Annotated in this window: 22 protein-coding genes and 1 pseudogene; 16 read left to right on the top strand and 7 right to left on the bottom strand. The window is 67.1% G+C overall.

The annotated features are described in order from the left end of the window. Positions 1–4: 4 nt before the first annotated feature. Entirely contained in the window at positions 5–1,003 is a 999-nt protein-coding gene (locus JOE46_RS14420; protein WP_097211986.1) for a Zn-ribbon domain-containing OB-fold protein, read from the bottom strand. 79 nt (positions 1,004–1,082) lie between these two features. Between JOE46_RS14420 and JOE46_RS14415 the strand changes: the two genes are divergently transcribed. After that, positions 1,083–2,123: an LLM class F420-dependent oxidoreductase gene (locus tag JOE46_RS14415; protein ID WP_097211830.1), complete on the top strand. Its 1,041-nt coding sequence runs from the start codon at positions 1,083–1,085 to the stop codon at positions 2,121–2,123. A 76-nt stretch (positions 2,124–2,199) separates the two neighbouring features. Here JOE46_RS14415 and JOE46_RS14410 read toward each other — a convergent pair whose 3' ends face one another. Both JOE46_RS14410 and JOE46_RS14405 read right to left on the bottom strand, forming a co-directional pair. Beyond that, the gene (locus JOE46_RS14410) at positions 2,200–2,766 is read right to left on the bottom strand and encodes an NTP transferase domain-containing protein (protein WP_209927649.1); all 567 of its coding nucleotides are present in this window, start codon (positions 2,764–2,766) and stop codon (positions 2,200–2,202) included. Between the two features lie 22 nt (positions 2,767–2,788). Further along, on the bottom strand, positions 2,789–3,613 hold the full coding sequence (locus JOE46_RS14405; RefSeq protein WP_097211832.1) for a crotonase/enoyl-CoA hydratase family protein: 825 nt from the start codon (positions 3,611–3,613) through the stop codon (positions 2,789–2,791). Positions 3,614–3,691: 78 nt separating this feature from the next. Between JOE46_RS14405 and JOE46_RS14400 the strand changes: the two genes are divergently transcribed. After that, positions 3,692–5,338 carry an acyl-CoA synthetase gene (locus JOE46_RS14400; RefSeq protein WP_097211987.1) on the top strand — a complete coding sequence of 549 codons (1,647 nt, stop codon included), beginning with the start codon at positions 3,692–3,694 and terminating at the stop codon, positions 5,336–5,338. Further along, positions 5,338–6,450, top strand: a complete 1,113-nt coding sequence (locus tag JOE46_RS14395) for a nitronate monooxygenase family protein (protein WP_209927646.1) — start codon at positions 5,338–5,340, stop codon at positions 6,448–6,450. The genes JOE46_RS14400 and JOE46_RS14395 overlap by 1 nt, the downstream gene beginning before the upstream one ends. Positions 6,451–6,561: 111 nt before the next feature. On the opposite strand, the gene JOE46_RS14390 is transcribed toward JOE46_RS14395, so the two are convergent. The 3 genes from JOE46_RS14390 to JOE46_RS14380 all read right to left on the bottom strand — a co-directional run bounded on the left by JOE46_RS14390 (position 6,562) and on the right by JOE46_RS14380 (position 10,563). Next, positions 6,562–8,184, bottom strand: coding sequence for a long-chain-fatty-acid--CoA ligase (locus tag JOE46_RS14390; RefSeq protein ID WP_209927644.1), 1,623 nt, complete (start codon positions 8,182–8,184; stop codon positions 6,562–6,564). Between the two features lie 15 nt (positions 8,185–8,199). Beyond that, on the bottom strand, positions 8,200–9,318 hold the full coding sequence (locus JOE46_RS14385; protein WP_097211835.1) for an acyl-CoA dehydrogenase family protein: 1,119 nt from the start codon (positions 9,316–9,318) through the stop codon (positions 8,200–8,202). A 69-nt stretch (positions 9,319–9,387) separates the two neighbouring features. Further along, entirely contained in the window at positions 9,388–10,563 is a 1,176-nt protein-coding gene (locus tag JOE46_RS14380; RefSeq protein ID WP_077043915.1) for an acyl-CoA dehydrogenase family protein, read from the bottom strand. 226 nt (positions 10,564–10,789) lie between these two features. On the opposite strand from JOE46_RS14380, the gene JOE46_RS14375 reads away from it, so the two are divergent. The 13 genes and pseudogenes from JOE46_RS14375 to JOE46_RS27110 form a co-directional block, all read left to right on the top strand. After that, the gene (locus tag JOE46_RS14375; RefSeq protein WP_077042895.1) at positions 10,790–10,981 is read left to right on the top strand and encodes a ferredoxin; all 192 of its coding nucleotides are present in this window, start codon (positions 10,790–10,792) and stop codon (positions 10,979–10,981) included. 98 nt (positions 10,982–11,079) lie between these two features. Then, a complete protein-coding gene (locus JOE46_RS14370) occupies positions 11,080–11,994 on the top strand; it encodes a 3-oxoacyl-ACP reductase (protein WP_077042894.1) in 915 nt (304 codons plus the stop codon). A 563-nt stretch (positions 11,995–12,557) separates the two neighbouring features. Further along, on the top strand, positions 12,558–13,322 hold the full coding sequence (locus tag JOE46_RS14365) for an ABC transporter permease (protein ID WP_097211836.1): 765 nt from the start codon (positions 12,558–12,560) through the stop codon (positions 13,320–13,322). A 4-nt stretch (positions 13,323–13,326) separates the two neighbouring features. After that, the gene (locus JOE46_RS14360; RefSeq protein ID WP_097211837.1) at positions 13,327–14,178 is read left to right on the top strand and encodes an ABC transporter permease; all 852 of its coding nucleotides are present in this window, start codon (positions 13,327–13,329) and stop codon (positions 14,176–14,178) included. Positions 14,179–14,183: 5 nt separating this feature from the next. After that, positions 14,184–15,368: an MCE family protein gene (locus JOE46_RS14355; RefSeq protein WP_097211838.1), complete on the top strand. Its 1,185-nt coding sequence runs from the start codon at positions 14,184–14,186 to the stop codon at positions 15,366–15,368. After that, entirely contained in the window at positions 15,368–16,393 is a 1,026-nt protein-coding gene (locus tag JOE46_RS14350) for an MCE family protein (RefSeq protein WP_097211839.1), read from the top strand. The genes JOE46_RS14355 and JOE46_RS14350 overlap by 1 nt, the downstream gene beginning before the upstream one ends. Next, positions 16,390–17,445 carry an MCE family protein gene (locus JOE46_RS14345; RefSeq protein ID WP_097211840.1) on the top strand — a complete coding sequence of 352 codons (1,056 nt, stop codon included), beginning with the start codon at positions 16,390–16,392 and terminating at the stop codon, positions 17,443–17,445. The genes JOE46_RS14350 and JOE46_RS14345 overlap by 4 nt, the downstream gene beginning before the upstream one ends. Before the next feature lie 8 nt (positions 17,446–17,453). Beyond that, positions 17,454–18,737 carry an MCE family protein gene (locus tag JOE46_RS14340; protein WP_097211841.1) on the top strand — a complete coding sequence of 428 codons (1,284 nt, stop codon included), beginning with the start codon at positions 17,454–17,456 and terminating at the stop codon, positions 18,735–18,737. Next, positions 18,734–19,966 carry an MCE family protein gene (locus JOE46_RS14335; RefSeq protein WP_097211842.1) on the top strand — a complete coding sequence of 411 codons (1,233 nt, stop codon included), beginning with the start codon at positions 18,734–18,736 and terminating at the stop codon, positions 19,964–19,966. The genes JOE46_RS14340 and JOE46_RS14335 overlap by 4 nt, the downstream gene beginning before the upstream one ends. Continuing rightward, the gene (locus tag JOE46_RS14330; protein WP_097211843.1) at positions 19,963–21,375 is read left to right on the top strand and encodes an MCE family protein; all 1,413 of its coding nucleotides are present in this window, start codon (positions 19,963–19,965) and stop codon (positions 21,373–21,375) included. The genes JOE46_RS14335 and JOE46_RS14330 overlap by 4 nt, the downstream gene beginning before the upstream one ends. Continuing rightward, positions 21,342–22,115, top strand: a complete 774-nt coding sequence (locus JOE46_RS14325; protein ID WP_179800549.1) for a hypothetical protein — start codon at positions 21,342–21,344, stop codon at positions 22,113–22,115. The genes JOE46_RS14330 and JOE46_RS14325 overlap by 34 nt, the downstream gene beginning before the upstream one ends. 128 nt (positions 22,116–22,243) lie before the next feature. Then, the gene (locus JOE46_RS14320; RefSeq protein ID WP_097211989.1) at positions 22,244–22,723 is read left to right on the top strand and encodes a h domain protein; all 480 of its coding nucleotides are present in this window, start codon (positions 22,244–22,246) and stop codon (positions 22,721–22,723) included. 134 nt (positions 22,724–22,857) lie between these two features. Beyond that, positions 22,858–23,167, top strand: a pseudogene (locus JOE46_RS27110) (hypothetical protein); the annotation flags it as partial. Between the two features lie 159 nt (positions 23,168–23,326). Here the strand turns inward: JOE46_RS27110 and JOE46_RS14315 are convergent. Next, positions 23,327–24,319, bottom strand: a complete 993-nt coding sequence (locus tag JOE46_RS14315) for a methyltransferase domain-containing protein (protein WP_307861289.1) — start codon at positions 24,317–24,319, stop codon at positions 23,327–23,329. Positions 24,320–24,712 lie beyond the last annotated feature (393 nt).

The following is a 24,712-nucleotide window of genomic DNA, read 5'->3' as shown; positions in this document are numbered from 1 at the left end:
CTCTCTACAGGTGCTGCTTGTAGGTGTCGTACTCGGCGTCGGGCTCGCCGGTAGGACGGAAATGGGAGATCGACTCGAGCGTGTAGCCGCGCTCCTCGCGTGGACGCCAGACGGCCTCGACGCGCAGGCCCATGCGCACATCCGCGGCATCGATGTCGAGGATCAGGTGCTGGATCGCGATGTCGGCGCCGTCGAGCAGGATGTACGCCGCGACGTACGGCGGCTTGATGCGCTGACCGAGGAACGGCACGTTGACGATGCAGAACGTGGTGACCGTGCCGCGGTCGGAGAGTACGACCTGTTCCTTGGTCGGGATGCCGTCGGTGGGGTTGGCGCCGCGCGGGGGCACGTAGACCTTGCCGTTGGCGTCGGTCCGCCCGCCGAGGATCTTGCCCTCGACCAGTCCGCGGAGGTAGTAGCTCTCCTCGGCGGAGGCGGTGTGGGTGTACATCATGTCGACCGGGGTGGTCATGATGGTGACCGGTTCGGCGTCGGAAGGTGCTGCGGCGGTGGCGCTTCCGTCGCCCTCGCCCGGCGCGAAGGAGGCGATGTCCTTGATGTGTCCGACGGTCTCGTCGGCCCAGCGGATGTGCACGCGCATGCCGGTGCTCATCTCGTCGGGAGAGGAGACGTCGACGGCGTGCAGGAGGGAGGTGTCGGCGCCGTCCAGCTTGATCAGCGCCCACGCGAACGGGCGGTCGAGGGGCTGGCCCTCGATGGGCTCGGCCATCCACGTCCACGACTGGACGGTGCCGACAGGCGACACCTCGACGAAGTCGGTGAGCGGCTCGGCGGTCACCGGGTCGTACTCGGCGGGGGGCACGTGCACCCGGCCGTCCGACCCGCGAACGCCGACGACGCGATGCGCACGCAGCCCGTTCACGAAGGCGCCGATGGTCGGTCCGACCGAGCGCGTGTAGTCGAACGCCATACGCAGCGGCGCGTTCAGCGGCCGCTCCTGGCCCGCCGAATCTGGCTCTAGTTCCAGTGAACTCTTCCTCATGGTCACAAAGTCGAGTAGAACAGGTTCTTATTCCACTAGCAATAGTGAGTTCTGATCACCACGGATATGGAGGCAGTCGATGAAGCTCGGGTTGCAACTTGGGTACTGGGGCGCGCAGCCCCCCGCCAACGCCCAGGAGTTGGTTACCGAGGCCGACACGGCGGGATTCGACGCGGTCTTCTCAGCCGAGTCCTGGGGCAACGACGCGTTCACCCCGCTGGCGTGGTGGGGCTCGAGCACGGAGCGGATCCGGCTCGGCACCTCGGTGGCGCAGCTGTCCGCCCGCACGCCGACCGGCGCCGCGATGCACGCGCTGACCCTCGACCACCTCTCCGGCGGCCGCGCGATCCTCGGCCTCGGCGTCTCCGGCCCGCAGGTCGTCGAGGGCTGGTACGGCCAGCCCTTCCCGAAGCCGCTCGCACGCACCCGGGAGTACGTCTCGATCGTGCGGCAGGTGCTCGCGCGGGAGGCGCCGGTGACCAACGACGGCCCGCACTACCCGATGCCGTTCAAGGGCGAGGGGGGCATGGGGCTCGGCAAGCCGCTCAAGCCGATCACCCACCCGCTGCGCGCTGACCTGCCGATCTGGCTCGGTGCGGAGGGTCCGAAGAACGTCGCGCTCACCGCCGAGATCGCCGACGGCTGGCTGGCGATCTACTACACCCCGCGCCTGGCACCGATGTACAACGAATGGCTCGACGAGGGCTTCGCGCGTCAGGGCGCCCGGCGCAGCCGCGAGGACTTCGAGATCGCGGCCACCTGCCAGGTCGTCATCACCGACGACCGCGCGGGGGAGATCGCGAAGCTCAAGCCGATCACCGCGCTGTACGTCGGCGGGATGGGTGCGGCCGAGGTGAACTTCCACGCGCAGGTCTACACCCGGATGGGCTACGGCGAGGAGGTCAAGGAGATCCAGAAGCTCTTCCTGTCGGGCCGCAAGGCGGAGGCGGCCGCGATCGTCCCCGACCAGATGGTCACCGACACGATGATCATCGGGAATGTCGACGAGGTGCGCACCCAGGTCAAGCAGTGGGAGGAAGCAGGCGTCACCATGCTGCTGGTGACCTGTCGGAGCGTCGAGCACATGCGCCAGCTCGCGGAGGCGGTCAACCCCGCCTGATGTGAGCGGAACACGTTCCAGAATCGGGCCCCGGATCGCCGAATCGGCAGTCCGGGGCCCGATCCGTCGGATGGGGTCAGCGGGTGTCTCGATCCGCCCCGGTCGCCAGGTCGTCGCAGTCGACTCGTCGCACGAGGCCTGCGTGCTCACGTAGGTACGGGAGGGCGCCCAGGTCGCCCGTAGCCGACCTCGACACCGCAGCCCAATGCACCCGGGCCATCACGACCGGGTGGCCGGGGTCGGCCCCGTAGAAGGCCCGGGCGAGCCCGCTCTCGGTGGCAGCCGCGGCGGCGATGACCCGGGCGACGGCATCGGCGCGCACGTCCGGCAGGTCGACCAGGTGAACGGCGGCGTAGTCGGCATCCGGATCGTCGGCGGCGGCCGCGAGGCCTGCCCGCAGCGAGGCGCCGACCCCCTCGCGCCAGCCGGCTGCGTAGACGGCCTCCGCGCCGTCCGGCACGGCCGTGTCCGCCGCGCCGAGCACCACGATGACCCGGGAGCAGCCCCCGTCCCGTAGCGCCGCGACCGCGGATCGCAGCCAGGCGCCCTGATTCGCCAGGACCTTCGGCATCCCGTACCGGCTGCCCTGGCCCGCGGCAAGCAAAACCCCGACGACTCGGTGCTGTGTCGTCGGGGTCTGCATGTCGTTGCCGGGGAGGTGGCCGCTACTTGCCCTGGAACTTCGGGGCGCGCTTCTCGGCGAACGAGCGCGGACCCTCCTTGGCGTCGTCGCTCCGGAACACCTCGGCGCCGATCTCGGCCTCGAGCTCGAAGGCGTCCTCCTCGTGCATGCCCTCGGTGACGCGGATGGTCTTGAGGATCGCCTGGACCGCGATCGGGCCGTTGGCCGCGATCGCGTCCGCGATCTCGAGCGCCTTGGTCAGCGCCTGTCCGTCCGGGACGACGTGGCCGATCAGGCCGAGTTCCTTGGCCTCGGGCGCCGGGACGTTGCGGCCGGTGAGCAGGATCTCGGCTGCGACGGTGTACGGGATCTGGCGGACGAGGCGGACCGCGGAGCCGCCGAGCGGGAACAGTCCCAGCCGGGCCTCGGAGACGCCGAACTTGGCGCTCTCGCCCGCGACCCGGATGTCGGTGCCCTGCAGGATCTCGGTGCCGCCTGCGATGGCGGCGCCCTCGACCGCGGCGATCAGCGGCTTGGTGAGCCGGCGGCCCTTGAGCAGCGCAGGCAGCTTGGTCAGGTCCATGCCGCCCTTGACGAACTTGTCGCCGGGGGCGTTCTTGTTCATGGCCTTGAGGTCCATGCCTGCGCAGAACGTGCCCCCGGCGCCGGTGAGGATCGCGACCCGGATGTCGGGATCGGCGTCGACCTGGTCCCAGGCCCGGGTCATGATCGCCATCATCTCGCCCGACAGGGCGTTACGGGCCTCGGGGCGGTTCATGGTCACGATGAGGACGTGACCGCGCTTCTCGACGAGGCAGTGAGCGGACTGTTCCGAAATGTCGGAAATCTCGGCTGTGGTGGAGGACACTCTCGGCTCCCGATATCGTGTGAGTTGAGTCTCACATTGGCTCTTGCCAGAAACGGTAACACGTTCTACTTTATGGGCGTGGCCCTAAATATCGCAGACTTCGTCGAGCACTCCATTGACCTGAATCCAGAGCGGGTGGCGCTGCTGGACAGCGACCGCGAGATCACCTATGCGCAGCTGGAGGAGCGGACCAACCGCCTCGCGCATTACCTGCAGGATCGCGGTGTCAAGCCGGGTGACAAGGTGGGCATCTACAGCCGCAACACGATCGAGGCCATCGAGGCCATGGTCGCGGTGTTCAAGGCCCGCGCGGTGATGGTCAACGTGAACTACCGCTACGTCGAGAACGAGTTGCAGTACATCTTCGAGAACTCGGACATGGCCGCGCTGATCGTCGAGCGCCGGTACGTGGACAAGGTGGCCAACGTGCTGCCGAACACCCCACTGGTCGAGTCCGTGATCGTCGTCGAAGACGGCACCGATCTCGACTACTCCTCGTTCGACGGCGTCGAGTACGAGCAGGCCCTGTCCCTCGGATCGCCCGACCGGGACTTCGGCGAGCGCAGCCCCGACGACATCTTCATGCTCTACACCGGCGGCACCACCGGCATGCCGAAGGGCGTCATGTGGCGGCACGAGGACTGGTGGCGGGTACTCGGCGGCGGCACCAACTTCATCACCGGCGAGCGCGTCGAGGACGAGTGGGAGATCGCGAAGGTCGGCGCCGCGAACCCCGCGATGGTGCGGTTCCCGATCCCCCCGATGATCCACGGCGGCTCGCAGTCCGCGGTCTTCCACAGCCTCTTCGGCGGCGGCACCCTCGTGATGCACCCCGAGTTCAACGGCCACGAGGTGTGGCAGGTCATCGACAAGCACAAGGTCAACCTCATCTTCATCACGGGCGACGCGATGGCGCGCCCCATGGTCGATGCCCTCATCGCCGGCAACCCGGAAACCGGTGAGCCGTACGACCTCTCGTCGCTGTACGTGATCGCGAGCAGCGCGGCGCTGTTCTCTCCGTCGCTCAAGGAGCAGTTCCTCGACCTGCTGCCCAACCGTCTGCTCACCGATTCGATCGGTTCGTCGGAGACCGGCTTCGGCGGGCTCGCGACCATCTCGAAGGGCTTCGAGCACACCGGCGGTCCGCGGGTGAAGATCGACGCCTCCACCGTGGTCATCGACGATGAAGGTAACCAGGTCGAGCCCGGTTCCGGTCAGGTCGGCCTGCTGGCCCGGCACGGTCACATCCCCCTCGGCTACTACAAGGACGAGGTCAAGACCGCGGCGACCTTCAAGACGTTCAACGGGGTTCGTTACTCGATCCCCGGCGACTACGCCACGGTCGAGGCGGACGGCACGGTCACGATGCTCGGCCGCGGATCGGTCTCCATCAACAGCGGCGGCGAGAAGATCTACCCGGAGGAGGTCGAGGGTGCCGTCAAGTCGCATCCCGACGTCTTCGACGTCCTGGTCGTCGGTGTCCCGGACGAGCGCTTCGGCCAGCGGGTCGCCGCCGTCGTCGCGCCCCGCGAAGGCACCCGCCCGAGCCTGGCCGACATCGTCGCCGCCTCCCGCAAGGAGATCGCCGGCTACAAGGTGCCCCGCAGCCTCTGGTTCGTCGACGCGATCAAGCGGTCGCCCGCCGGCAAGCCGGACTACCGCTGGGCCAAGGAGCAGACCGAGCAGCGCGAGGCCGACGACCACTACAGCAACGGAAACGCGTGATGCGTAACGCCCTCGCCGACAAGTTCGGCATCCAGTACCCGATCTTCGCGTTCACCCCGTCCGAGCACGTGGCGGCGGCGGTGTCGCGCGCAGGCGGACTCGGCGTGCTGGGCTGTGTGCGGTTCAACGACCCGGAGGAGCTCGAGGCCGTCCTCACCTGGATGGACGAGAACACCGACGGCAAGCCGTACGGCGTCGACATCGTCATGCCTGCCAAGATCCCGACCGAGGGCAAGGCCGTCGATCTGGACAAGCTGATCCCGGCCGAGCACCGCGCGTTCGTCAACCGCACGCTCGAGGAGCTCGGCGTGCCGCCGCTGTCCGACGATGTCGAGCGTGCGACGGGCACCCTTGGCTGGCTGCACTCGGTGGCCCGCGCGCAGGTCGACGTCGCGCTCCGGCACCGTCCCGCGCTGATCGCCAACGCGCTCGGGTCGCCGCCGAAGGACGTCATCGACGAGGCGCATGAGCACGGCGTGCCGGTCGCGGCGCTGGCGGGCGCGGTCGGTCACGCACTGAGCCACGTGGCCAACGGCGTCGACATCGTCATCGCCCAGGGCTACGAGGCGGGTGGCCACACCGGCGAGATCGCCTCGATGGTCCTGGTTCCCGAGATCGTCGACGCGGTGGGCGATTCCGCCACCGTGCTGGCCGCGGGCGGTATCGGCAGCGGTCGCCAGATCGCGGCGGCGATGAGCCTCGGCGCCTCCGGCGTGTGGATGGGTTCGTACTGGCTGACCGCCGCGGAGTACAAGCTGGGTAGTGCGGCAGACGGCACGTCCGCTACGCAGCGCGCGCTGCTCGCGGCGACCTCGAGCGACACGGTCCGCTCTCGGATCTACTCGGGCAAGCCGGCCCGCCTGCTCAAGACCAAGTGGACCGAGGCCTGGTCCAAGCCCGGCGCACCGGACGCGCTGCCGATGCCACTGCAGAACCTGCTGGTCGCCGAGGCGCACCAGCGGATCGTCGCCTCGGCGGACCCCGAGGTGGTCGCGATGCCTGCAGGCCAGATCGTCGGCCGGATGAACGAGATCCGGCCGGTCGCGGAGTCGATCGCCGAACTGGTCGCCGAGTTCGACACAACCGTCGCGCGACTGAGCAAGCTCACGTAGGTGCGACGCCCGCGGGCGTCGGACAGCTAGGCCACACACGAAGGCCGGGTACGAATTTCGTACCCGGCCTTCGCGTTTGTTTCGGGACCGCCACCCGACAGCGGGCTGTGTCTAGGTGTTCAGCTCGGCGTCGAGCTTCGCCCGCAGCTCCGGGGTCACGGGTTCGAAGTCGATACCACCGGGCGCGCGATACCAGACCGGGTCGGCGCAGTGCCAGCGCTCGGCACTGAGGGTGCGACCTAGGACCTTGTAGGTGGCCGTGCGGGGCAGGTCCGTGCAGACCCGGACGAAGCTCGGCACCTGCTTCGGTCCGAGATCCGACTGGGCGCCGAGGAAGCGGGAGAAGTCGGCGATGTCGAAGTCGCTCGTCGCCACCAGCGCGACGGCCACCCGGTCGCCGACCTCGGGGTCAGGAACCCCGTACGCGGCGACCTCGCCGACGTGGGGATGCCTGCCGAGGATCTGCTCGATGGGCGCGGTGCCGAGGTTCTCGCCGTCCACCCGCATCCAGCCGGAGCTGCGGCCTGCGAAGTACACGAAGCCCTCCGCGTCCCGGTAGCCCAGGTCGCCGCTCCAGTACTGGCCGTTCCGGACTCGCTCGGCCTCGGCCTCGGGATTCTTGTAGTACCCCGCGAAGCTCCCTGTGCCCGCGGTGTTCACCAGCTCGCCCGTCGCGACGTCCGCGTTGACGATCCGCCCGGCGGCGTCGAACTCCGCGGCGGGGCACGGGACCCCGGTGTCCGGGTCGAGCACCTCGATGCCCGCGGGGAGCAGGCCGAGGGCGCCGACAGGGGTGCCGGGGCTCCGCGGGATCAGGACGCCGCCTTCGGTGGAACCGAACCCGTCGACCACCCGGACATCGAACCGGCGCCCGAATTCGGCGATCGAGGACGGGGACCCCTCGTTGCCGTAGAGCACCTTCAGCGGGTTGTCGGCGTCGTCCGCCGCCTCGGGGGTGGCCAGCACGTAGGCGAGCGGCTTGCCGACGTAGTGCGCGTAGGTGGCGCCGAACCGCCGGACGTCCGGGATGAACTGGGACGCGGAGAACTTGCGGCGCAACGCGAGGTCGGCGCCGACGGCGACCGCGACCGCCCAACAGGCCATCACCGCGCCCGAGTGGAACATCGGCATCGAGATGTAGGCGGTGTCCGCGGCCGACAGCCCGAACCGTTCGGCGAGCATGATGCCGGGCCCGGCCACCATGCGGTGGGTCACCCGGACCGCCTTCGGATTCCCACTGGTGCCGGAGGTGAAGATCAGCATGAACAGGTCGTCGCCTGCGGGAGCGGGCGCGGGCGCGGCGCTGTCGGGGTGGGTGGCGAGCAGTTCCGGCCACTCGGGACCGTCGATGGTGAGGACGCGGACGCCCCCCAGATCGAGGCCGTCGAGCAGGGCGAGACGCTCGGTGTCGGTGACCACCACCTGGCAGTCGGCACGCGCGATGTCGCCCGCGAGCGCCTCGCCGCGCCGGGTGGTGTTCAGACCCACCACGACCGATCCGCCCAGCGCCGCGGCGCCGAGCAGGAGGGAGAACTCGGGAACGTTGTCCAGCAGCACCCCGACGTGTCGGGGTGCTGCCGGATCGAACAGGGCCGCCAGGCCCGCCGCCAGACCGGCGCTGAGTGCGACGTGTTCGGACCACGGAATTCTCTTGTCCTCGAACAGAATTCCGTGGTCGTCGTCGTCTCGAAGCCGGAGCAACAGATCGGTGACGGTGGGCGTCGCGGTCGTCATGTGTGCAGCCTAGATTCAGGCAGGCACGTCGGCGAGGATCTGTCCCAGCCTGCGCAACTGCTCGGTGGCCGAGCCCAGCGCGAACTCGTTGTGCTTGGCAGCCAGGAAGTACCGGTGCACCGGGTGGTCGCGGTCGAGGCCGACGCCGCCGTGGATGTGGATCACGGTGTGCGCGACGCGGTGGCCCGCATCGGCCGCCCAGAACTTCGCGGTTCGGACCTCTTCCTCGGCAGGCAGGTTCTCGCTGAGGCGCCAGGCGGCCTGCCACAGCGTGGACCGGACGCCCTTGACGTCGATGAAGGCGTCGGCGAGGCGCTGGGCCACGGCCTGGAAGCTGCCGATCGGGCGGTCGAACTGGACCCGCTCACGCGCGTACTCCGCGACCAGTTCCAGGGCCCGCTCCAGGGTGCCGAGCTGGGTCGCGCTCAGCGCGACCGCGGCGCGGGCCAGGATCCAGTCCACGATCTCGGATCCGTTCTCGGTGCTGCCGAGAACCCGGTCCGCTCCGAGCTTGGTGCCTGCCAGCTCGACGATCGACTCCGCGCTGAAGTCGGTGACGCGCTGGCGGTCGATGGTGACCCCGGCATCGGACGGCTGCACCAGGAACACCGCGACACCCTCGGGGGTGGTGGCGGGAACCAGGATCAGGTCCGCGAAAGCGGCCGCGGGCACGGTGATCTTGGTGCCGGTCAGCAGCCACTCGTCGCCGCTGCGGACCGCCGTGGTCACCGGCTTGGCCGGGTTGTCGTTGAGCTCCTCGGCGAGGGCGACGGTCAGGACGACCTCGCCCGCTCCGGCGCGCTGCGCCCACTGGCGCTTGGCGTCGTCACCGAACTCGGCGAGTGCCGACGCGGCGAGGACGATCGAGGACAGGTACGGCACTGCCGCGAGCGGCCGGCCCAGTTCGCGCAGCACGCTGCACTGTTCGAGGATGCCGAAGCCGCCGCCACCGACCGACTCGGGCAGCGCCGCCGCGAGCACGCCCGCATCGGCGAGGGCCTGCCAGAGCTTGTCGTCGAAGCGGTCCTCGGCGGCGTCCAGTTCGCGCAGGCGGTCGTTGGTGGTGAGCTTCTCGGCGATGCTCCGGGTGAGTTGTTCGAGGTCCTGCTGGGCCTCTGTGTGGCTGAAATCCATGATGTTCCTTTGACTCGCGCGGTCAGCGCAGGATGGGGGCCGGGGTCAGCGCCTGGTGGGCGGTGGTAGTCACCGCTTGGCGGGCGGCTGGCCCAGCGCCGTCATGGCGAGGATGTCGCGCTGCACCTCGTTGGTGCCGCCGCCGAAGGTCAGGATCAGGGCGGAACGGTGCCAACGCTCGAGGCGGCCGCGCACGGCGACGCCCTTCGAGTCCTGCCGCAGGTATGCCAGGGGGCCGAGGACCTCCATGAGCAGTCGGTACGCCTCGGTCGCGAACTCGGTGCCGAAGACCTTGCACGCCGACGCGTCGCCCTTGCTCGGGGCCTCCGCGGAGGACACCTCCCAGTTCAGCAGCTTGAGGTACTCGACCTTGGCGTGCACCCGGGCGAGGTTGATCTGCACCCACTCCTGGTCGATGACGCGACGGCCGTCGGCCAGCTTGGTGTTCTGCGCCCACTCGATGGTGTCGCGCAGCGCGCCCTGGATCTGCGCGGCGGAGACCAGCGCGACCCGTTCGTGGTTGAGCTGATTGGTCATCAGCCCCCAGCCACCGTTCTCCTCGCCGACCAGTGCGGACGACGGGACGCGCACGTCCTGGTAGTACGTGGCGCTGGTGTCCGGACCGGCCATGGTGTGCACCGGGGTGTAGGAGAAGCCCTCGGCGGTCGTCGGGACGATCAGCATGCTGATGCCCTTGTGCTTCTTCACATTCGGGTCGGTGCGGACGGCGAGCCACACGTAGTCCGCGTACGCGATGAGGCTCGTCCACATCTTCTGGCCGTTGATGACGTAGTCGTCGCCGTCCTTGACCGCGGTGGTCCGCAGGCTGGCCAGGTCGGTGCCTGCGCCGGGCTCGGAGTACCCGATGGAGAAGTGCACCTCGCCCGAGGAGATCTTGGGCAGGAAGAACTTCTTCTGCTCCTCCGAGCCGTAATGCATGATGGTCGGGGCGACGGAGTTGATCGTGAGGAACGGCACCGGGGCGCCGGCGATCGCGGCCTCGTCGGTGAAGATCAGCTGGTCGATCGGCGACCGCTCCTGTCCGCCGTACTCCTTGGGCCAGCCGAGCGTGAGCCAGCCGTCCTTGCCCATCTCGCGCACGACGTCGCGGTAGACGGTGCCCGAGCCGTACTCGCCGGTCTGGGCGTTGAGCGCTTCGCGACGCTCGGGAGTGATGAGCTTCGCGAAATAGGCGCGCAGCTCCTCCCGCAGCTTCTGCTGCTCGGCGCTGTAGGTGATTTGCATCGGTACCTCTCCGGTCTCTGACACAGGTTCTAGTCTGTTTTGGTGCCGTTATCTGGTTGCGATCGGCCGAGCTGGCGAGACGCACTTTCGGCCCGTCACTATGGGTTTTTCGCATCATTGCACAGGAGTGGAACGGGTTCTAGTCTTATGCTGGATCTGCCCGCGGGTCCAGCCCATAGACACGCGTGCCGCAGACGTCGATTCGAACGAGAAGTGAGGTTCATTCATGGAGGTCAAGGTCGATAGGGATCGCTGTGAGGCGAACGGTGTCTGCGTCGGCATCGCGCCGGACATCTTCGATCTGACGGACGATGACGAACTGGTGATCACCCAGCCCGGTGACGACGCCGATTCCGTGGCCAAGTTGGAGGAGTCGGTCGCCCAGTGCCCGCGCGCTGCGCTGACCCTCGAGCGCTAACTGTTCTTGCCGGGAATAAGAACACGTTCTAGAGTGAGCGCCGTCACGGATGTGACGGCGGAACCCGCTCCGGGGGCCGCATCGAAATCACGAAGGCAGTGGTGAGTTTGACTAGTCGCGAGGTAAGTCTGGACGGCAAGGTCGCAATCGTGACCGGTGGAGCGTCGGGTCTCGGCAAGGCCGAGGCGATCGGCCTCGCCAAGGCGGGCGCGAACGTCGTCATCAACGATCTGGTGGCCAACGAGAACGCCGATGCGGTCCTCGACGAGATCCAGACTCTCGGCGGCAAGGCGGTGTTCATTCCCGGCGACATCGGCGAGCGCGCCACCGCGGATGCGCTGATGGAGGCCGCCCAGCAGGCGGGCGGTGTCGACATCGTCGTCAACAATGCGGGCATCGTGCGGGACAAGATGCTGTTCAGCATGTCCGACGAGGACTGGGATCTCGTCCTCAAGGTCCACCTTCGCGGCCACTTCCTGCTGTGCCGCAACGCGGCGGTGCACTGGCGCGCCGAGTCGAAGGCGGCGGGCGCGCCGGTCTACGGCCGCCTGATCAACACGTCTTCCGAGGCCGGCCTGCTCGGCCCGGCCGGACAGCCGAACTACGGTGCGGCCAAGGCGGGCATCACCGCCCTCACCCTGTCCGCGGCACGCGGCCTCGAGCGCTACGGCGTTCGCGCCAACGCGATCTGCCCGCGCGCACGCACGGCGATGACCGAGAACGTCTTCGGTGACGCCCCCGAGGACGGCACCGATCCGCTCTCGCCCGAGCACGTCGTGAACCTGGTGTCGTACCTGGCCTCGCCCGCCGCCGACGCCATCAACGGCCAGGTCTTCATCGTCTACGGACCGATGGTGGCGCTCATGGCCGCGCCGGTCGTCGAGCAGCGATTCGATTCGCCCGATGCGGTGTGGACCCCCGAGGGCCTCGCGGACTCGCTCGGCGGCTACTTCGACGGGCGCGATCCGGCTCGGATGTTCGCGGCGACCGAAGCGGTCAAGTCGCTCGGCTGACCTGCGCATTCGGCCGTACCTGAGAAACGTGCGAATTTCGGCACACAGGTAGGCCGGCTGGGTGAAGATGATGGCCGGGGTGGGTTCGACCTGCCCCGACAACAATGAGTACGTGTTCTAGATTTCCGCACGTCCGGGTGGGGTGGGGACGAATCCCGGAGTGGTCGCGGCACGAGCCCGAGTGGCCGAACGAGCGTGGGGGAGAACCTTCGCACTTGTGTGGATACTCGATGTCGTGGTCGGTGGCCATCGGGACTCACCAGGCACGTGATCGATGAAAGACAAAGGGAGTCAACGTGGCCGGAGGTCGCATGCTCGGAGACCCGCTCCGGGCCTGCGCCACCGACCACCGAACCCGCCGGCTGGGCCCCGCTGAACACGGGTGCCCGACCGCCGGGTCCGCCCTCCCGGTGGTACGAGTTGACCAGCACTGATGCGTCCGGAGGGGAACACCTTTGACAGGTGAACACGTTCTAGTTAGTATGACCTGGATCACAGGCATCCGGGGGGATCTCGCATCTCCTCCGCGGTGCCCTGCGCGAGAACACTGACGAGGAGGCACGATGGATGACCTCCTTCTGGTGCCGCTGCGCGCCGTGGGCGGCTTCTTCGCGATGGCGGGGGAGACCTTCAAGGCGATGGGCAGGCGGCCTTTCCAGCGCCGTGAATTCGTAGACCAGGCCTGGTTCGTGGCCCGGGTGTCGATGGTGCCGACGGTGCTCGTCGCCATCCCGTTCACCGTGCTCGTGGTCTTCACGATCAACGTCCTGCTGCGCGAGATCGGCGCCGCCGACCTCAGCGGCGCGGGCACCGCGCTCGGCGCGGTCACCCAGGTGGGGCCGATGGTCACCGTGCTGATCGTCGCCGGTGCGGGCGCCACCGCGATCTGCGCCGACCTCGCCGCGCGAACCATCCGCGAAGAGATCGACGCGATGAAGGTGCTCGGCATCAACCCGATCCACCGGCTGGTCGTGCCCCGGGTGCTCGCCTCGACGGTGGTCGCCCTGCTCCTCAACGGGCTGGTGTCCACCATCGGCATCGTCGGCGGCTTCATGTTCTCGGTCTTCCTGCAGGACGTGAACCCCGGCGCCTTCATCAACGGGATCACGCTGCTGACCGGCTTCGGTGAGCTGATGCTCTCGCAGCTCAAGGCCGGTTTGTTCGGCATGATCGCGGGCCTGGTCGCCTGCTTCCTCGGGCTCAACGTAAAGGGTGGCGCAAAGAGTGTGGGTGACGCGGTGAACCAGACGGTCGTCTTTGCGTTCATGGCGCTGTTCGTGGTGAACGTTCTCGTCACCGCCGTCGGTGTCAAGCTGACGGCGGGGTGACGGGATGGCATTCGCACTGACAGGGCGTTTCCGGGGGACCAGGAAGCGGATCGGCAAGTTCTCCGGTTCGATCGACGGCATCGGTGATCAGGCGCTGTTCTATTGGCGGGCAGTCGCCTCGGCCCCGCGCGCGTTCATCCACTACCGGAAAGAGACGATCCGGCTGATCGCCGAGATCAGCATGGGCACTGGCGCGCTCGCCGTGATCGGTGGCACCGTCGTGATCGTCGGCTTCCTGACCCTCTTCGCAGGCGGCACCATTGCCGTGCAGGGCTTCAGTTCCCTCGGCAACATCGGCGTCGAGGCCTTGACCGGCTTCTTCGCCGCCTTCATCAACGTGCGCATCGTCGCGCCGGTCATCGCGGGCATCGGCCTGGCCGCCACCATCGGCGCCGGCTCCACAGCACAGCTGGGCGCTATGCGGGTCACCGAGGAGATCGACGCGCTCGAGGTGATGGCGATCCCGTCGATTCCGTACCTGGTGAGCACCCGCGTGATGGCGGGGATGATCGCGATCGTGCCGCTCTACGCGCTGGCCGTGACCGCCTCGTTCATCGCCAGCCGATTCGCGACGGTCGTGATCTACGGGCAGTCGCCGGGCGTCTACGACCATTACTTTTCGACGTTCCTGATACCGACGGACATCCTCTGGTCCTTCGCCCAGGCGATCGTGATGGCGCTGGCCGTCATGCTCATCCACACCTACTACGGGTACAACGCCAGCGGAGGCCCGGTCGGCGTGGGCGTCGCGGTCGGTAATGCGGTGCGTACCTCGCTGATCGCGGTGGTCACGGTCACGCTGCTCATCTCGCTCGCCATCTACGGTGGGTCCGGCAACTTCAACCTCTCGGGATAGCGCGCATGTCTGAACCTGAACCCAAATGGAAGAAGAAGGTCGCCGCGCTGGTGCTCGTGGGCAGCCTGGTCGGCGTCGCGACCGTCTCGCTGACCATGTTCTCCGGTGGCTTCACCGACAGTGAGCCGGTGACGGTGACCGCCGACCGCGCGGGTCTGGTGATGGACCCCGACGCCAAGGTGAAGATGCGCGGCGTCCAGGTCGGTCGCGTCGCCTCAATCGGTCAGGAGGGCGACCAGGCCAAGCTCGAGTTGGCGATGGATCCGGCCTCCATGCACCTGATCCCGTCGAACGCACAGGTGGAGATCAAGTCCACCACCGTGTTCGGCGCCAAGTACGTGAACTTCGTTGTGCCGGAGAACCCGTCGTCGAGCTCGCTGTCGCCCGGCACCACCATCGAGGCCGACTCGGTGACCGTCGAGTTCAACACGCTGTTCGAGAACCTGTCGACGCTGCTGCAGCAGATCGAGCCGGAGAAGCTCAACGCCACCCTCGGCGCGATCTCCGAGGCGCTCAACGGCCGCGGCGACCAGCTCGGCCAGCTGCTGGAGGAGACCGACCAGTACCTGAAGAAGGTGAATCCCGCACTGCCGCAGTTGCAGCGCGACCTCCAGGCCGCTTCGACGGTCACCAACGTCTACGCCGATGTCACGCCGAACTTGATGCGGTTGCTCGACAACGCGACCGCGACCAGCGGCACCATCGTCGACGAGCAGGCGAACCTCGACCTGCTGCTGATGAACGTGACCGGGCTGGCGAACAACGCGAACGGCGTGCTCACCGAGAACGAGGCCAACCTGACGAAGGCACTGGCGGACCTGCGGCCCACGACCGAGCTCCTCGGTGAGTACTCTCCGTCGATCGCCTGTCTGCTCACCGGGCTGGCCAAGACGCTTCCTGCCGCCAACGAGATCTTCGGTGGTCTGCAGCCGGGCGTGGCGCTGAGCACCAGCTTCGTGTACGGCACCGAGCCGTACACCTACCCGAAGGACCTGCCGAAGGTGAACGCGTCCGGTGGACCACACTGCATGGGCCTGCCGGACTTCGATCCCAAGCGTGACGGCAACTCGAACTTCCTCGTCGCCGACACCGGGACGGTGCCGTACGTGCCGTCAACGAAGGTCAGCACGAACATGCCCAAGGTCTTCCAGCTGCTGTACGCGGGCGTCTACCCGGAGGGGGGGAACTGATGCGGCCGACCACTGTCAAACTGCTGATCTTCACCACGGTGATGGCGCTGATCTTCGCCGGGCTCGCGGTCGTGTTCAGCCAGTACCGATTCAGCACCTCGAATTCCTTCACCGCGCAGTTCTCCGATTCCTCGGGCGTGAAGGCGGGTGACAAGGTGCGCATTGCAGGCGTGCCGGTCGGCTCGGTGAAGGGGGTGAGCATCGACAGCGACAACCTCGCGGAGGTCGACTTCAACGTCGACAGCCAGTACGAGCTCTTCAAGAGCACCAGGGCCACGGTGCGCTACGAGAACCTGGTCGGAGACCGGTACCTCGAGCTTCTCGAGGGCGCCGGCTCGATGGAGCAGCTCGACGACGGCGGGACCATCCCGGAGGATCAGACCTCGCCTGCGCTCGACCTCGATCTGCTGCTCGGCGGGTTCAAGCCGCTGCTCAAGGGCTTGGATGCGGAGCAGGTCAACGATCTCTCCGGCGCATTGCTGCAGGTCTTCCAGGGCCAGGGCGGCACGCTGGTCTCGCTGCTCGGCAGCACCAGCTCGTTCACCAAGACGCTTGCCGACCGGGACGAACTGATCGGTGAGGTGATCACCAACCTGAACACCACGCTCGGCACGATCAACGGCAAGGGCGAACAGTTCTCCACCACGATCGATCAGCTCCAGCAGCTGGTGAGCGGGCTCGCGAAGGACAGCGATCCGATCGGTAACGCGATTCCGCAGATCGCCACCGCCACCGGCGATCTCGCCGAGCTGTTGCAGGGTGCACGCCCGGACCTGCAGTCCACCATTGCCGAGGGCGGTCGCGTCGTCACCCAGCTCGATCTGGGCAAAGACGACCTCGACTGGGTGCTCGGGGAGCTGCCCGAGGCGTACAAGAAGCTGATCCGGGTGGGCGCGTACGGCGGGTTCTTCCAGTTCTACACCTGCAGCGTGCAGTTCAAGTTCTCTGGCCCGGATGGCAAGGATCTTCGGGTTGGCCTCCCCACGACCCCGACGCAGACGACAGGGAGGTGTGCGGTCAAGTGACAAAGCCACGCGAAAGGGACCCCGTTCAGATCGGGATCATCGGCCTGGTCGTCGCCGGCTCCCTGGTGATTGCAGGCATGCAGTACGACCAGCTGCCCTTCATCTCCGGTGGCGGCCAGTACACCGCGCATTTCGCCGACGCGGGCGGACTGATGACGGGAGACAAGGTCACCGTCTCGGGCGTCAATGTAGGCACCGTCGACAAGGTCGACCTGGACGGCCCGCAGGTGCTGGTCACCTTCACTGTTCAGGACGGGATCGCGCTCGGCGACGAGACGAGCGCCGCGGTCAAGACCAACACCATCCTCGGCCGCAAGTCGCTGAAGGTGACCCCCGCGGGAGGCGGGACGCTGCGCAAGTCCGAGACGATTCCGTTGGAGCGCACCAACTCCCCGTACTCGCTCAACGACGCGCTCGGCGACCTGTCGAACACCGTCTCCGATCTCGATACCGATCAGCTCAACAACTCGCTGAACGCGATGTCCGACACGCTCCAGGACACCCCACCCGAGCTGCGGACCGCGCTGGACGGGGTCACCCGGCTCTCGGCGAGCATCAATTCGCGCGATGAGAGCCTGCGCGAGCTGCTCCATCGGGCGGAAGGCGTGACGGGGATCCTGGCGACCAGGAGCGATCAGATCAACGCCCTGCTGGTGGACGGCAACCAACTGCTCGCCGAGCTCGACCGCCGGCGCAATGCGATCAGCGAGCTGATCGTGAACACCTCGGCGGTCTCCAAGCAGCTGACCGGGCTGGTGCAGGACAACCAGGAACAGATGAAACCGACTCTGGAGAAACTGAATTCGGTGGTTGCGGTGCTGCAAAAGAACAAGGACAACATCGGGAAGGCGCTGGACGGACTTGCTCCGTACGCGACCGCGCTCGGCGAATCCGTCGGCAGCGGGCCGTTCTTCATGGCGTACGTGGCGAACTTCCAAATCGGCGCGATGACCCAGACCCTTTCCGACTCGCTGGTCTGGCCCGAGCACGTGCCCAAGGATCTGCAGCAGTTCCCGCCGCTGACCGTCACGCCCGTGGACCCGAACCGGTGAGCGCCCCGATGACGAACCGCAAGAAGTGGATCCTGCGCGGTGTTTCCGCCGCTGTGGTGATCGCCGCGCTGGTGGCAGGCACCCTGTTCCTGTTCCCGGGGCTCGGGAAGAACCGGATCACCGCATACTTCCCGACGACCACCGGCATCTACCCAGGCGACGACGTGCGGGTCCTCGGCGTGACGGTGGGCAAGATCGCCAGCATCGACCCCGAGGGCGAGAACGCCAGGGTGGAGATGGACGTCGATTCGGGCGTGGACATCCCCGAGGACGCCAAGGCGATCATCGTGGCGCCCAGCCTGGTGGCGGCGCGCTTCATCCAGCTGACGCCTGTGTACACCGGTGGCGCGACGATGGGCGACGATGCCGAGATCCCGGTGGAACGCACGGCCGTTCCGGTGGAGTGGGACGAGATCAAGGCGGAGCTCGCCAAGCTCTCCACCGCGCTCGGCCCGGAAGGCGGCGCCGACCAGGGTTCGCTCGGCCGGTTCATCGACACCGCGGCCGACAACCTCGAGGGCAACGGCGACAGCATCAACAAGACCCTGCGCGAGCTCTCGGACACCATGCACACCCTCTCGCAGGGCCGCACCGACTTGTTCTCCACCATCCGGAACCTGCAGGCCTTCGTGTCCGCACTGTCCGCGAGCAACCAGCAGATCGTGCAGTTCAGCGGCCATCTCGCATCGGTGTCCTCGGTGCTGGCCGACAACACCGACGAGCTCGGGGTGGCGCTGAGCGATCTCAATGTGGCGATGGGCGACGTGCAGCGGTTCGTCAGCGACAACCGCGCAGTCCTCACGGAATCTGTGGAACGGCTCGCCGATGCCACCCAGGTGCTGGCGCAGAAGCGGCCGGAGATCGAGCGGGTGCTGCACATCGCGCCGAACGCGCTGGCGAACTTCAACAACATCTACCAGCCCGCGTTGGGTTCGGTGACCGGCGTGATCGCGGCGAGCAACGCGAACAACCCCATCAACATGATCTGCGGGATGATCGAGGGCCTCGACACGAACGACTCCGACAAGAGCGCAGATCTGTGCGCGCAGTACCTGGGGCCGGTGCTGAACTCGGTCAAGATGAACTACCCGGGGATCCTGACCAACCCGGCGACCGGCGTAGCGGCGCACCCGGACCAGCTGACCTTCAGCCCCCCGAGCCTGGAGAACCAGATCCCGGCGCGGGCCGCCAAGTCGACGCTCAAGCCCGTCGCGGGGCCGCTCGACGGCCTGCCGACGATCAAGGTGCCCAAGGATCTCGAGTCCTTGATCAAGCCGGGAGGTGGACGATGACGCGCAACAGCACCCACCGCCGGGTCGCGATCGGATCGATCGCGTTCGGGTTGACGCTCGCCCTCACCGGATGCGAATGGACGGGCCTCAACTCGGTGCCCATGCCCGGCACCGAGGGAACCGGGGACGGCGCCTACTCGGTGAAGATCGAGATGCCGAACGTGACCACCCTGTCGGAGAACTCGCCGGTCCGGGTGAACGACGTCACCGTCGGCACGGTCGACGGCATCGAGGTGCAGAACTGGCATGCGGTGGTCACCGTCTCGCTGAACGAGGACGTCGTGCTGCCTGCGAACGCGACCGCCAAGATCGGTCAGACCAGCCTGCTCGGCTCGCAGCACCTGGAGCTGGCGCCGCCGGTCGGGGTCGCCCCTGAGGGCACCCTCTCCGACGGCGACGTCATCCCGATGGCACGCGCGGGCGCCTACCCGACCACCGAGCAGACGCTGTCCTCGCTCTCCGTCGTGCTCAACGGCGGCGGCCTGGCCCAGATCAACGACATCACAAGGGAACTCAATGCGGGCCTCGTCGGCCGTGAGGACTCGATCCGCGATCTGCTGCCGCAGCTCGACCAGCTGGTAGGCAGCCTGGACCGTCAGCGCGGCGAGATCGTCACGGCGATGGAGGGCCTGGACCGGCTGTCCACCACCGTCAACCAACAGACGGCGACGTTGACCGCCGCCCTGGACGGCATCCCACCCGCGCTCGAGGTCCTCGTCGGCCAGCGGCAGAACCTGACCGACGCGTTGATCGCGCTCGGCAACCTCAGCAGCACGGCCACGCGGGTGATCAACGAGAGCGGCGACGACCTGAAGGCGAACCTGCACGCGCTGGTGCCGCTGCTCACGCAGCTCGCCAGTACGGGCAGCGCGCTCACCGAGTCGCTGTCGATCATGCTCACCTACCCGTTCCCTCTCAAGAACCTGGACCAGGTGATCCGAGGCGACTACGCGAACCTGATGATGACGGTCGATCTGACAAACAACAGGCTGGACAAGAACTTCCTGACCGGTACCGGTCTGGGTGGAACGCTGGGCGGCGTCGAGGGCGCGCTCGGCAAGACCGCGGGAGTGGCAGGGCAGTCGACGAACCCCCTGCAGAGCCCTTCCCCGAAGCCCCCGGCCAAGCCGGCGGCGGCGCCCGCACCCGCCCCGTCGATCCCCGGCCTACCGCAGATCCAGCTCCCCCAGATCCCCGGCCTTCCGCAACTAGGAGCGCCCAAGCCATGATGCTGTCGAAGTTCGTCCGTGTTCAGCTGGCCATCTTCTCGATCCTCACGGTGATCGGGTTGACGGTGATGGCGACGCAGTACGTCCAACTCCCGGCGCTGTTCGGGATCGGTCGGTACGACGTCACTGTCGAGCTGAAGTCGACCGGAGGCCTGTACCCGCACGCCAACGTGGCCTATCGCGGGACCAATGTGGGCACCGTCGACGAGGTGGTGCTCACCGAGTCCGGCGTGGACGCGAAGCTGTCCATCAGCAGCAAGTACGACATTCCAGCCGACGTGGACGCCGAGGTCAAGAGCGTCTCCGCGGTCGGCGAGCAATACGTGGACCTGATCCCGCGCGAGGATTCCGAGCCGTACCTGTCGGACGGAGACGTCATCCCCGAGGACCGGTCCTCGGTGCCGCAGGAGGTCGGTGCGCTGCTCGATCAGGCCAACACCCTGGTCAAGAGCGTCTCGAACACCCAGCTGAAGCTGGTGGTCGACGAGGCCTTCAAGGCGTTCAACGGCACCGGCCCCGAGCTGCAGCAGCTCATCGACTCGGCGCGACTGTTCGTCCAGGAGGCCAACGCGAACTCCGACGCGACCGTGCAGCTGATCGATCAGATCGGCCCGCTGTTGGACACCCAGGTGGTCAGCAGCGACGCGATCCGGTCCTGGACCAAGAACCTGGTGACGTTCTCCGATCAGCTTCGCGCGAGTGACCCGGACCTGCGGGCCGTGATGGAGAAGGGCCCGGGCGCCGCCGCGGAGGCCAACGCGTTGTTCCAGGATCTGAAGCCGACACTGCCGCTGCTGCTGGCCAACCTGGTCAGCGTCGGCGAGGTCGGGGTGATCTACAACAAGAGCATCGAGCAGGTCCTGGTGCTGTACCCGCCTATCACGGCAGCGCTGACGACGATGGCGCTCTCGGGTCCCCGGGACGAGGGTGCGCTGGTGAACTTCGCCATCGAGGTCAACGACCCGCCGCCGTGCACCACCGGCTTCCTCCCGCCCGACCAGTGGCGTCCGGGTAACGAGGTGTCCACGCCGGACACCCCGCCCGGCCTGTTCTGCCGGGTGGCGCAGGACGATCCCAGCACTGTGCGCGGTGCCAGGAACAGCCCCTGCATGGAGTTCCCCGGCAGGCGGGCGCCGACCCCGGAGGAATGCCGCACCGGCTACGTCCCGCTGGGCAACAACCCGCCCAACGGGCCGATCATGCCGGCGAATGTACCCTCGTACACGACAGTTCCCAGCTCCTATCACGAGTCGGTGGAGGCGCCGGTGACGGCGCGGCCGTATGACCCGAAGACGGGCAAGTACACCGGTCCCGATGGCCGGCTGTACACCCAACCGGCATTGGCGTCGGGGGGCTCGTCCGGAAAGGAGTCGACGTGGCAGACGATGATGACCGGTCAGCAGAGCTGACCAACGCGAACAAGCCGGCTCCCCGCAGGCGCGCGAGCCGTAGCGCGGGGCCCCCGGTGGAAGACCGGGCCGAAGCGACGGTCGTGACGACAGTCGCGGCGACGACGGAGACGGCTGAGGTCGCCTCCGAGCAGAGCGCGCCGCAGACCGATGCGGAGAAGGGCACGCCCAAGGCGGCCGAGCCCGAGCCGGCTGCGGATGCCGAGTCGGCAGCGGATGCCGAGCCGGAGGACGCCGAGCCGGCCGCGAAGGCCCCCCGTCGCCGTCCGACGGTCCCCATGGTCGTGGCGGGCGTGCTGGTGCTTGCGCTGATCGCGGCCGGGGTCGTGCTGCTGTTCGACAGGAACGCTGCCAACGATCGCGACGCCAAGCGGAACGCCTACGTGCAGACCGCCCGGCAGACCGTGCTGAACCTGACCACGATCAAGCCGGAAACCGCCAAGGAGGACGTCGACCGCATCCTCGCGGGCGCGAGCGGCGACTTCAAGGCCGAGTTCGACGGCCGCCAGGACCCCTTCGTCAGCGTCGTGAAGGAGGCCTCGGTCACCACCGAAGGCCAGATCATCGAGGCCGGACTCGAGCGCGAGGACGGTAACAAAGCGCAGGTGCTGGTCGCCGCGCGGGCCAACGTGACGACGCCGGATCAGTCCCAGTCGGGACCGCGCGACTTCCGGATGCGCGTGACGGTGACGGACGACGGCGGGACCATGACGGCGTCGAAGGTGGAGTTTGTGCCATGAGCGAGGACAAGTCGACCGAGCAGGTCACCGAGGACAAGTCGACCGAACAGGCCGCCGAGGACAAGTCGACGGAGACGGTCACCGACGCACCGGCCGAGCCGGGTACCGCGGAGGTCACGCGACGCAGTATGCGGCGCACCGTGCTGGCGGCTGTCGCCGCGGCGCTGGTGATCGCCCTGGCCGTGGGTGTCGGGGTGCTGTTCTACCAGCACCTCCAGGACAACAAGACCGAGCAGGCGCGGACCGACGCGGTGGCGGCGGCGGGCGAGCAGGCCGTCGCGATGCTGTCCTACAACTACAACACCGTGGACGCCCAGCTCGCCGAGGCCGCGGACGGCCTCACCGGGTCGTTCAAGGAGGACTACAACACGCTGGTGGGGGAGGTGATCGCGCCCGGTGCGAAGGAGAAGAAGCTCACCGTGCAGGTCACGGTGCAGGGTGGCTCCGTCGTCTCGGCCGACCCCGACGATGCCGTCGTGCTGCTGTTCCTGAACCAGATCACCACCAGCGCCGACGCCCCCGACGCGGCCACCACCGGCAGCCGGGTGCGGATGGAGATGCACAAGGACGGCGACCGCTGGCTCACCGGTCGGCTAACCCCGGTATAAAGGATCTTCCGACTTGGTGGGGGGGTCTGGTGTGACCGATCAGGATCGTGTCGGTCATTGATCGAGGGCTCGCGCCCTTGTGAACTGGGTGTTCCTACACATCCAGCGACAACAAAGGCGCGAGCACGGCAGTGTCCACGCGGTCGAAGGGCTGGGTGACCACGGCTCCACGCGACACCAAGACCGGACCGGACCGCCCGAATCGGTGCCCGAGATCCCGCCGCGTGCTCGGGTGACGATGCGAGCGAAGGCGAGGGAGACCTACGCCGAGACGGGGAAGCGGACTGGGTTGACCGCTGGGACATCGGACTGGTCGACATCACGGGGAATCAGGGCCTGGGGGCGCAGTTCAACGGTCGCACCTCGGGGCCGGTCACCGACTGATTCGGTCAGCGCGACGAGCGATGGAAGGCCGCCATCACGCACGTCGCAATCGACATGTCCGGTGGCCGAGCTTGATTCGACCGCGGCCGTGTCGCTGGCCGATGTGCAGCGGGCGATCGCGTCATTGGCACGTCCGGCCTGTGCCCAAGGACCAGAACCAGAAAACCACTGATCCCGCGCCGCCTATGCCGGCGCGGGATCAGTGGGGAAGCATTGAGGCTAAAGGCCATCTCCCACAGACGGCTTGTCCGCAACAGCGACGATATAGTCAAGCCAAGGGGCCCAAAGCGCGGCTCCTCTTTGGCCGTAAAAGCTCCGAATCAACGGATTAATTCGCCTCATCTCTGGCTGCCTGAGCTTGCGGCTGACATATTCCGCATATTGCGGGTAGACGTGATCACGGATGGAGTAGACGCTCACATCTTTGAAGCCGGCTGCTACGAGCGCTTGGCGGTATTCCTCCGCATTGGTGTGATTCTGGCGGCCAGTCGTGAATATGCCGTGCACTATTTTTTCCAGGGGACGGAACCGGCTGGACCTGCTCGAAACATGCTCATTTGCGAGCGGCACGACGTCGGCGGTCACCAGCCGGCCGCCAGGTCCCAAAACTCGGAATGCTTCATCGAAGAATCGTGAACGCGACGGAAAGTGAAGCGCTGATTCGAGCGCGGTCACTTTCGTTGCGGAAGCGTCGGACTGAGGCAGATCACTTGCGGACCCGTGCATATACTCGACGATATCGCTGAGCCCTAGTTCGGCGGCCCGTGTGGTCGCGATCTCGACCTGTTTCACTGAAATATTCACGCCTGTAATTCGTTTCGGGCCGAATTCATCCGCCCAGAGAAAATCTTGATCGCCGAATCCGCAGCCGACGTCAACCACCACATCATCGGACCCAAGGCCCGCTTCGGTCGCTACCAACCGAGCCAACGCCGCGCCCGCTTGATCGAAAGTTTGGGGATTATCTTTCCAGTAGCCCAGGTTGAAGAATAGCGATTCCTCGCCAAGCCAGTTTGATGCAGTGAAAATATCGTCGTATACCCGGCTGAATCGATCAGGAATCGCGGGCACGAAGGCCAAGGATGCAAACCACCCCCATTCGCGAACCCATCGCAAATTGCGTCGGGTCGAGCTTTCGGAGTCACGAAATTCCATAACTGTCATGGTTTTGCCCCCCTCAGGCGATGGACCCCAGCCGATATGCGGGGCCACTCGCCGGATGCTAGCAGTCTGTGCACACCGTCGTCGGGTTATCTGCAGTCGCTTTTTGAGCGACAGTTCGGGGAGGGGGCCTCCGGGCTGGGGATGGCGCCACCCGACCTTTTTCAGGAGGCGAGTGATCGCCGAGTTCACGAAGTCTGGTGTCCGCCAGGCACTTCGGGACGAATGCTTGCATCGGACAGGAACGTGTTCTATTTTGATGAAGTGGTCTCTTACCGGCCCAACGATCCTGCCGGGCACGGGTGAGACGACTTCGGGGGATCGACCGTCCCTGCGCGAGTACACCCGTTCTGACTTTCGGGTTTCAGCTCGCCAGTTCGGCCAGATCTGAGGGGTGGGAAATCAGGTATGGGGAGTCATATGTCGGCGATCGCGGCGTTTCGG

It is taken from the genome of Rhodococcus sp. PvR099 (genome assembly GCF_017833315.1).
Lineage (GTDB): Bacteria > Actinomycetota > Actinomycetes > Mycobacteriales > Mycobacteriaceae > Rhodococcus_G > Rhodococcus_G oryzae.
This window is presented reverse-complemented; position numbering and strand designations above follow the sequence as displayed.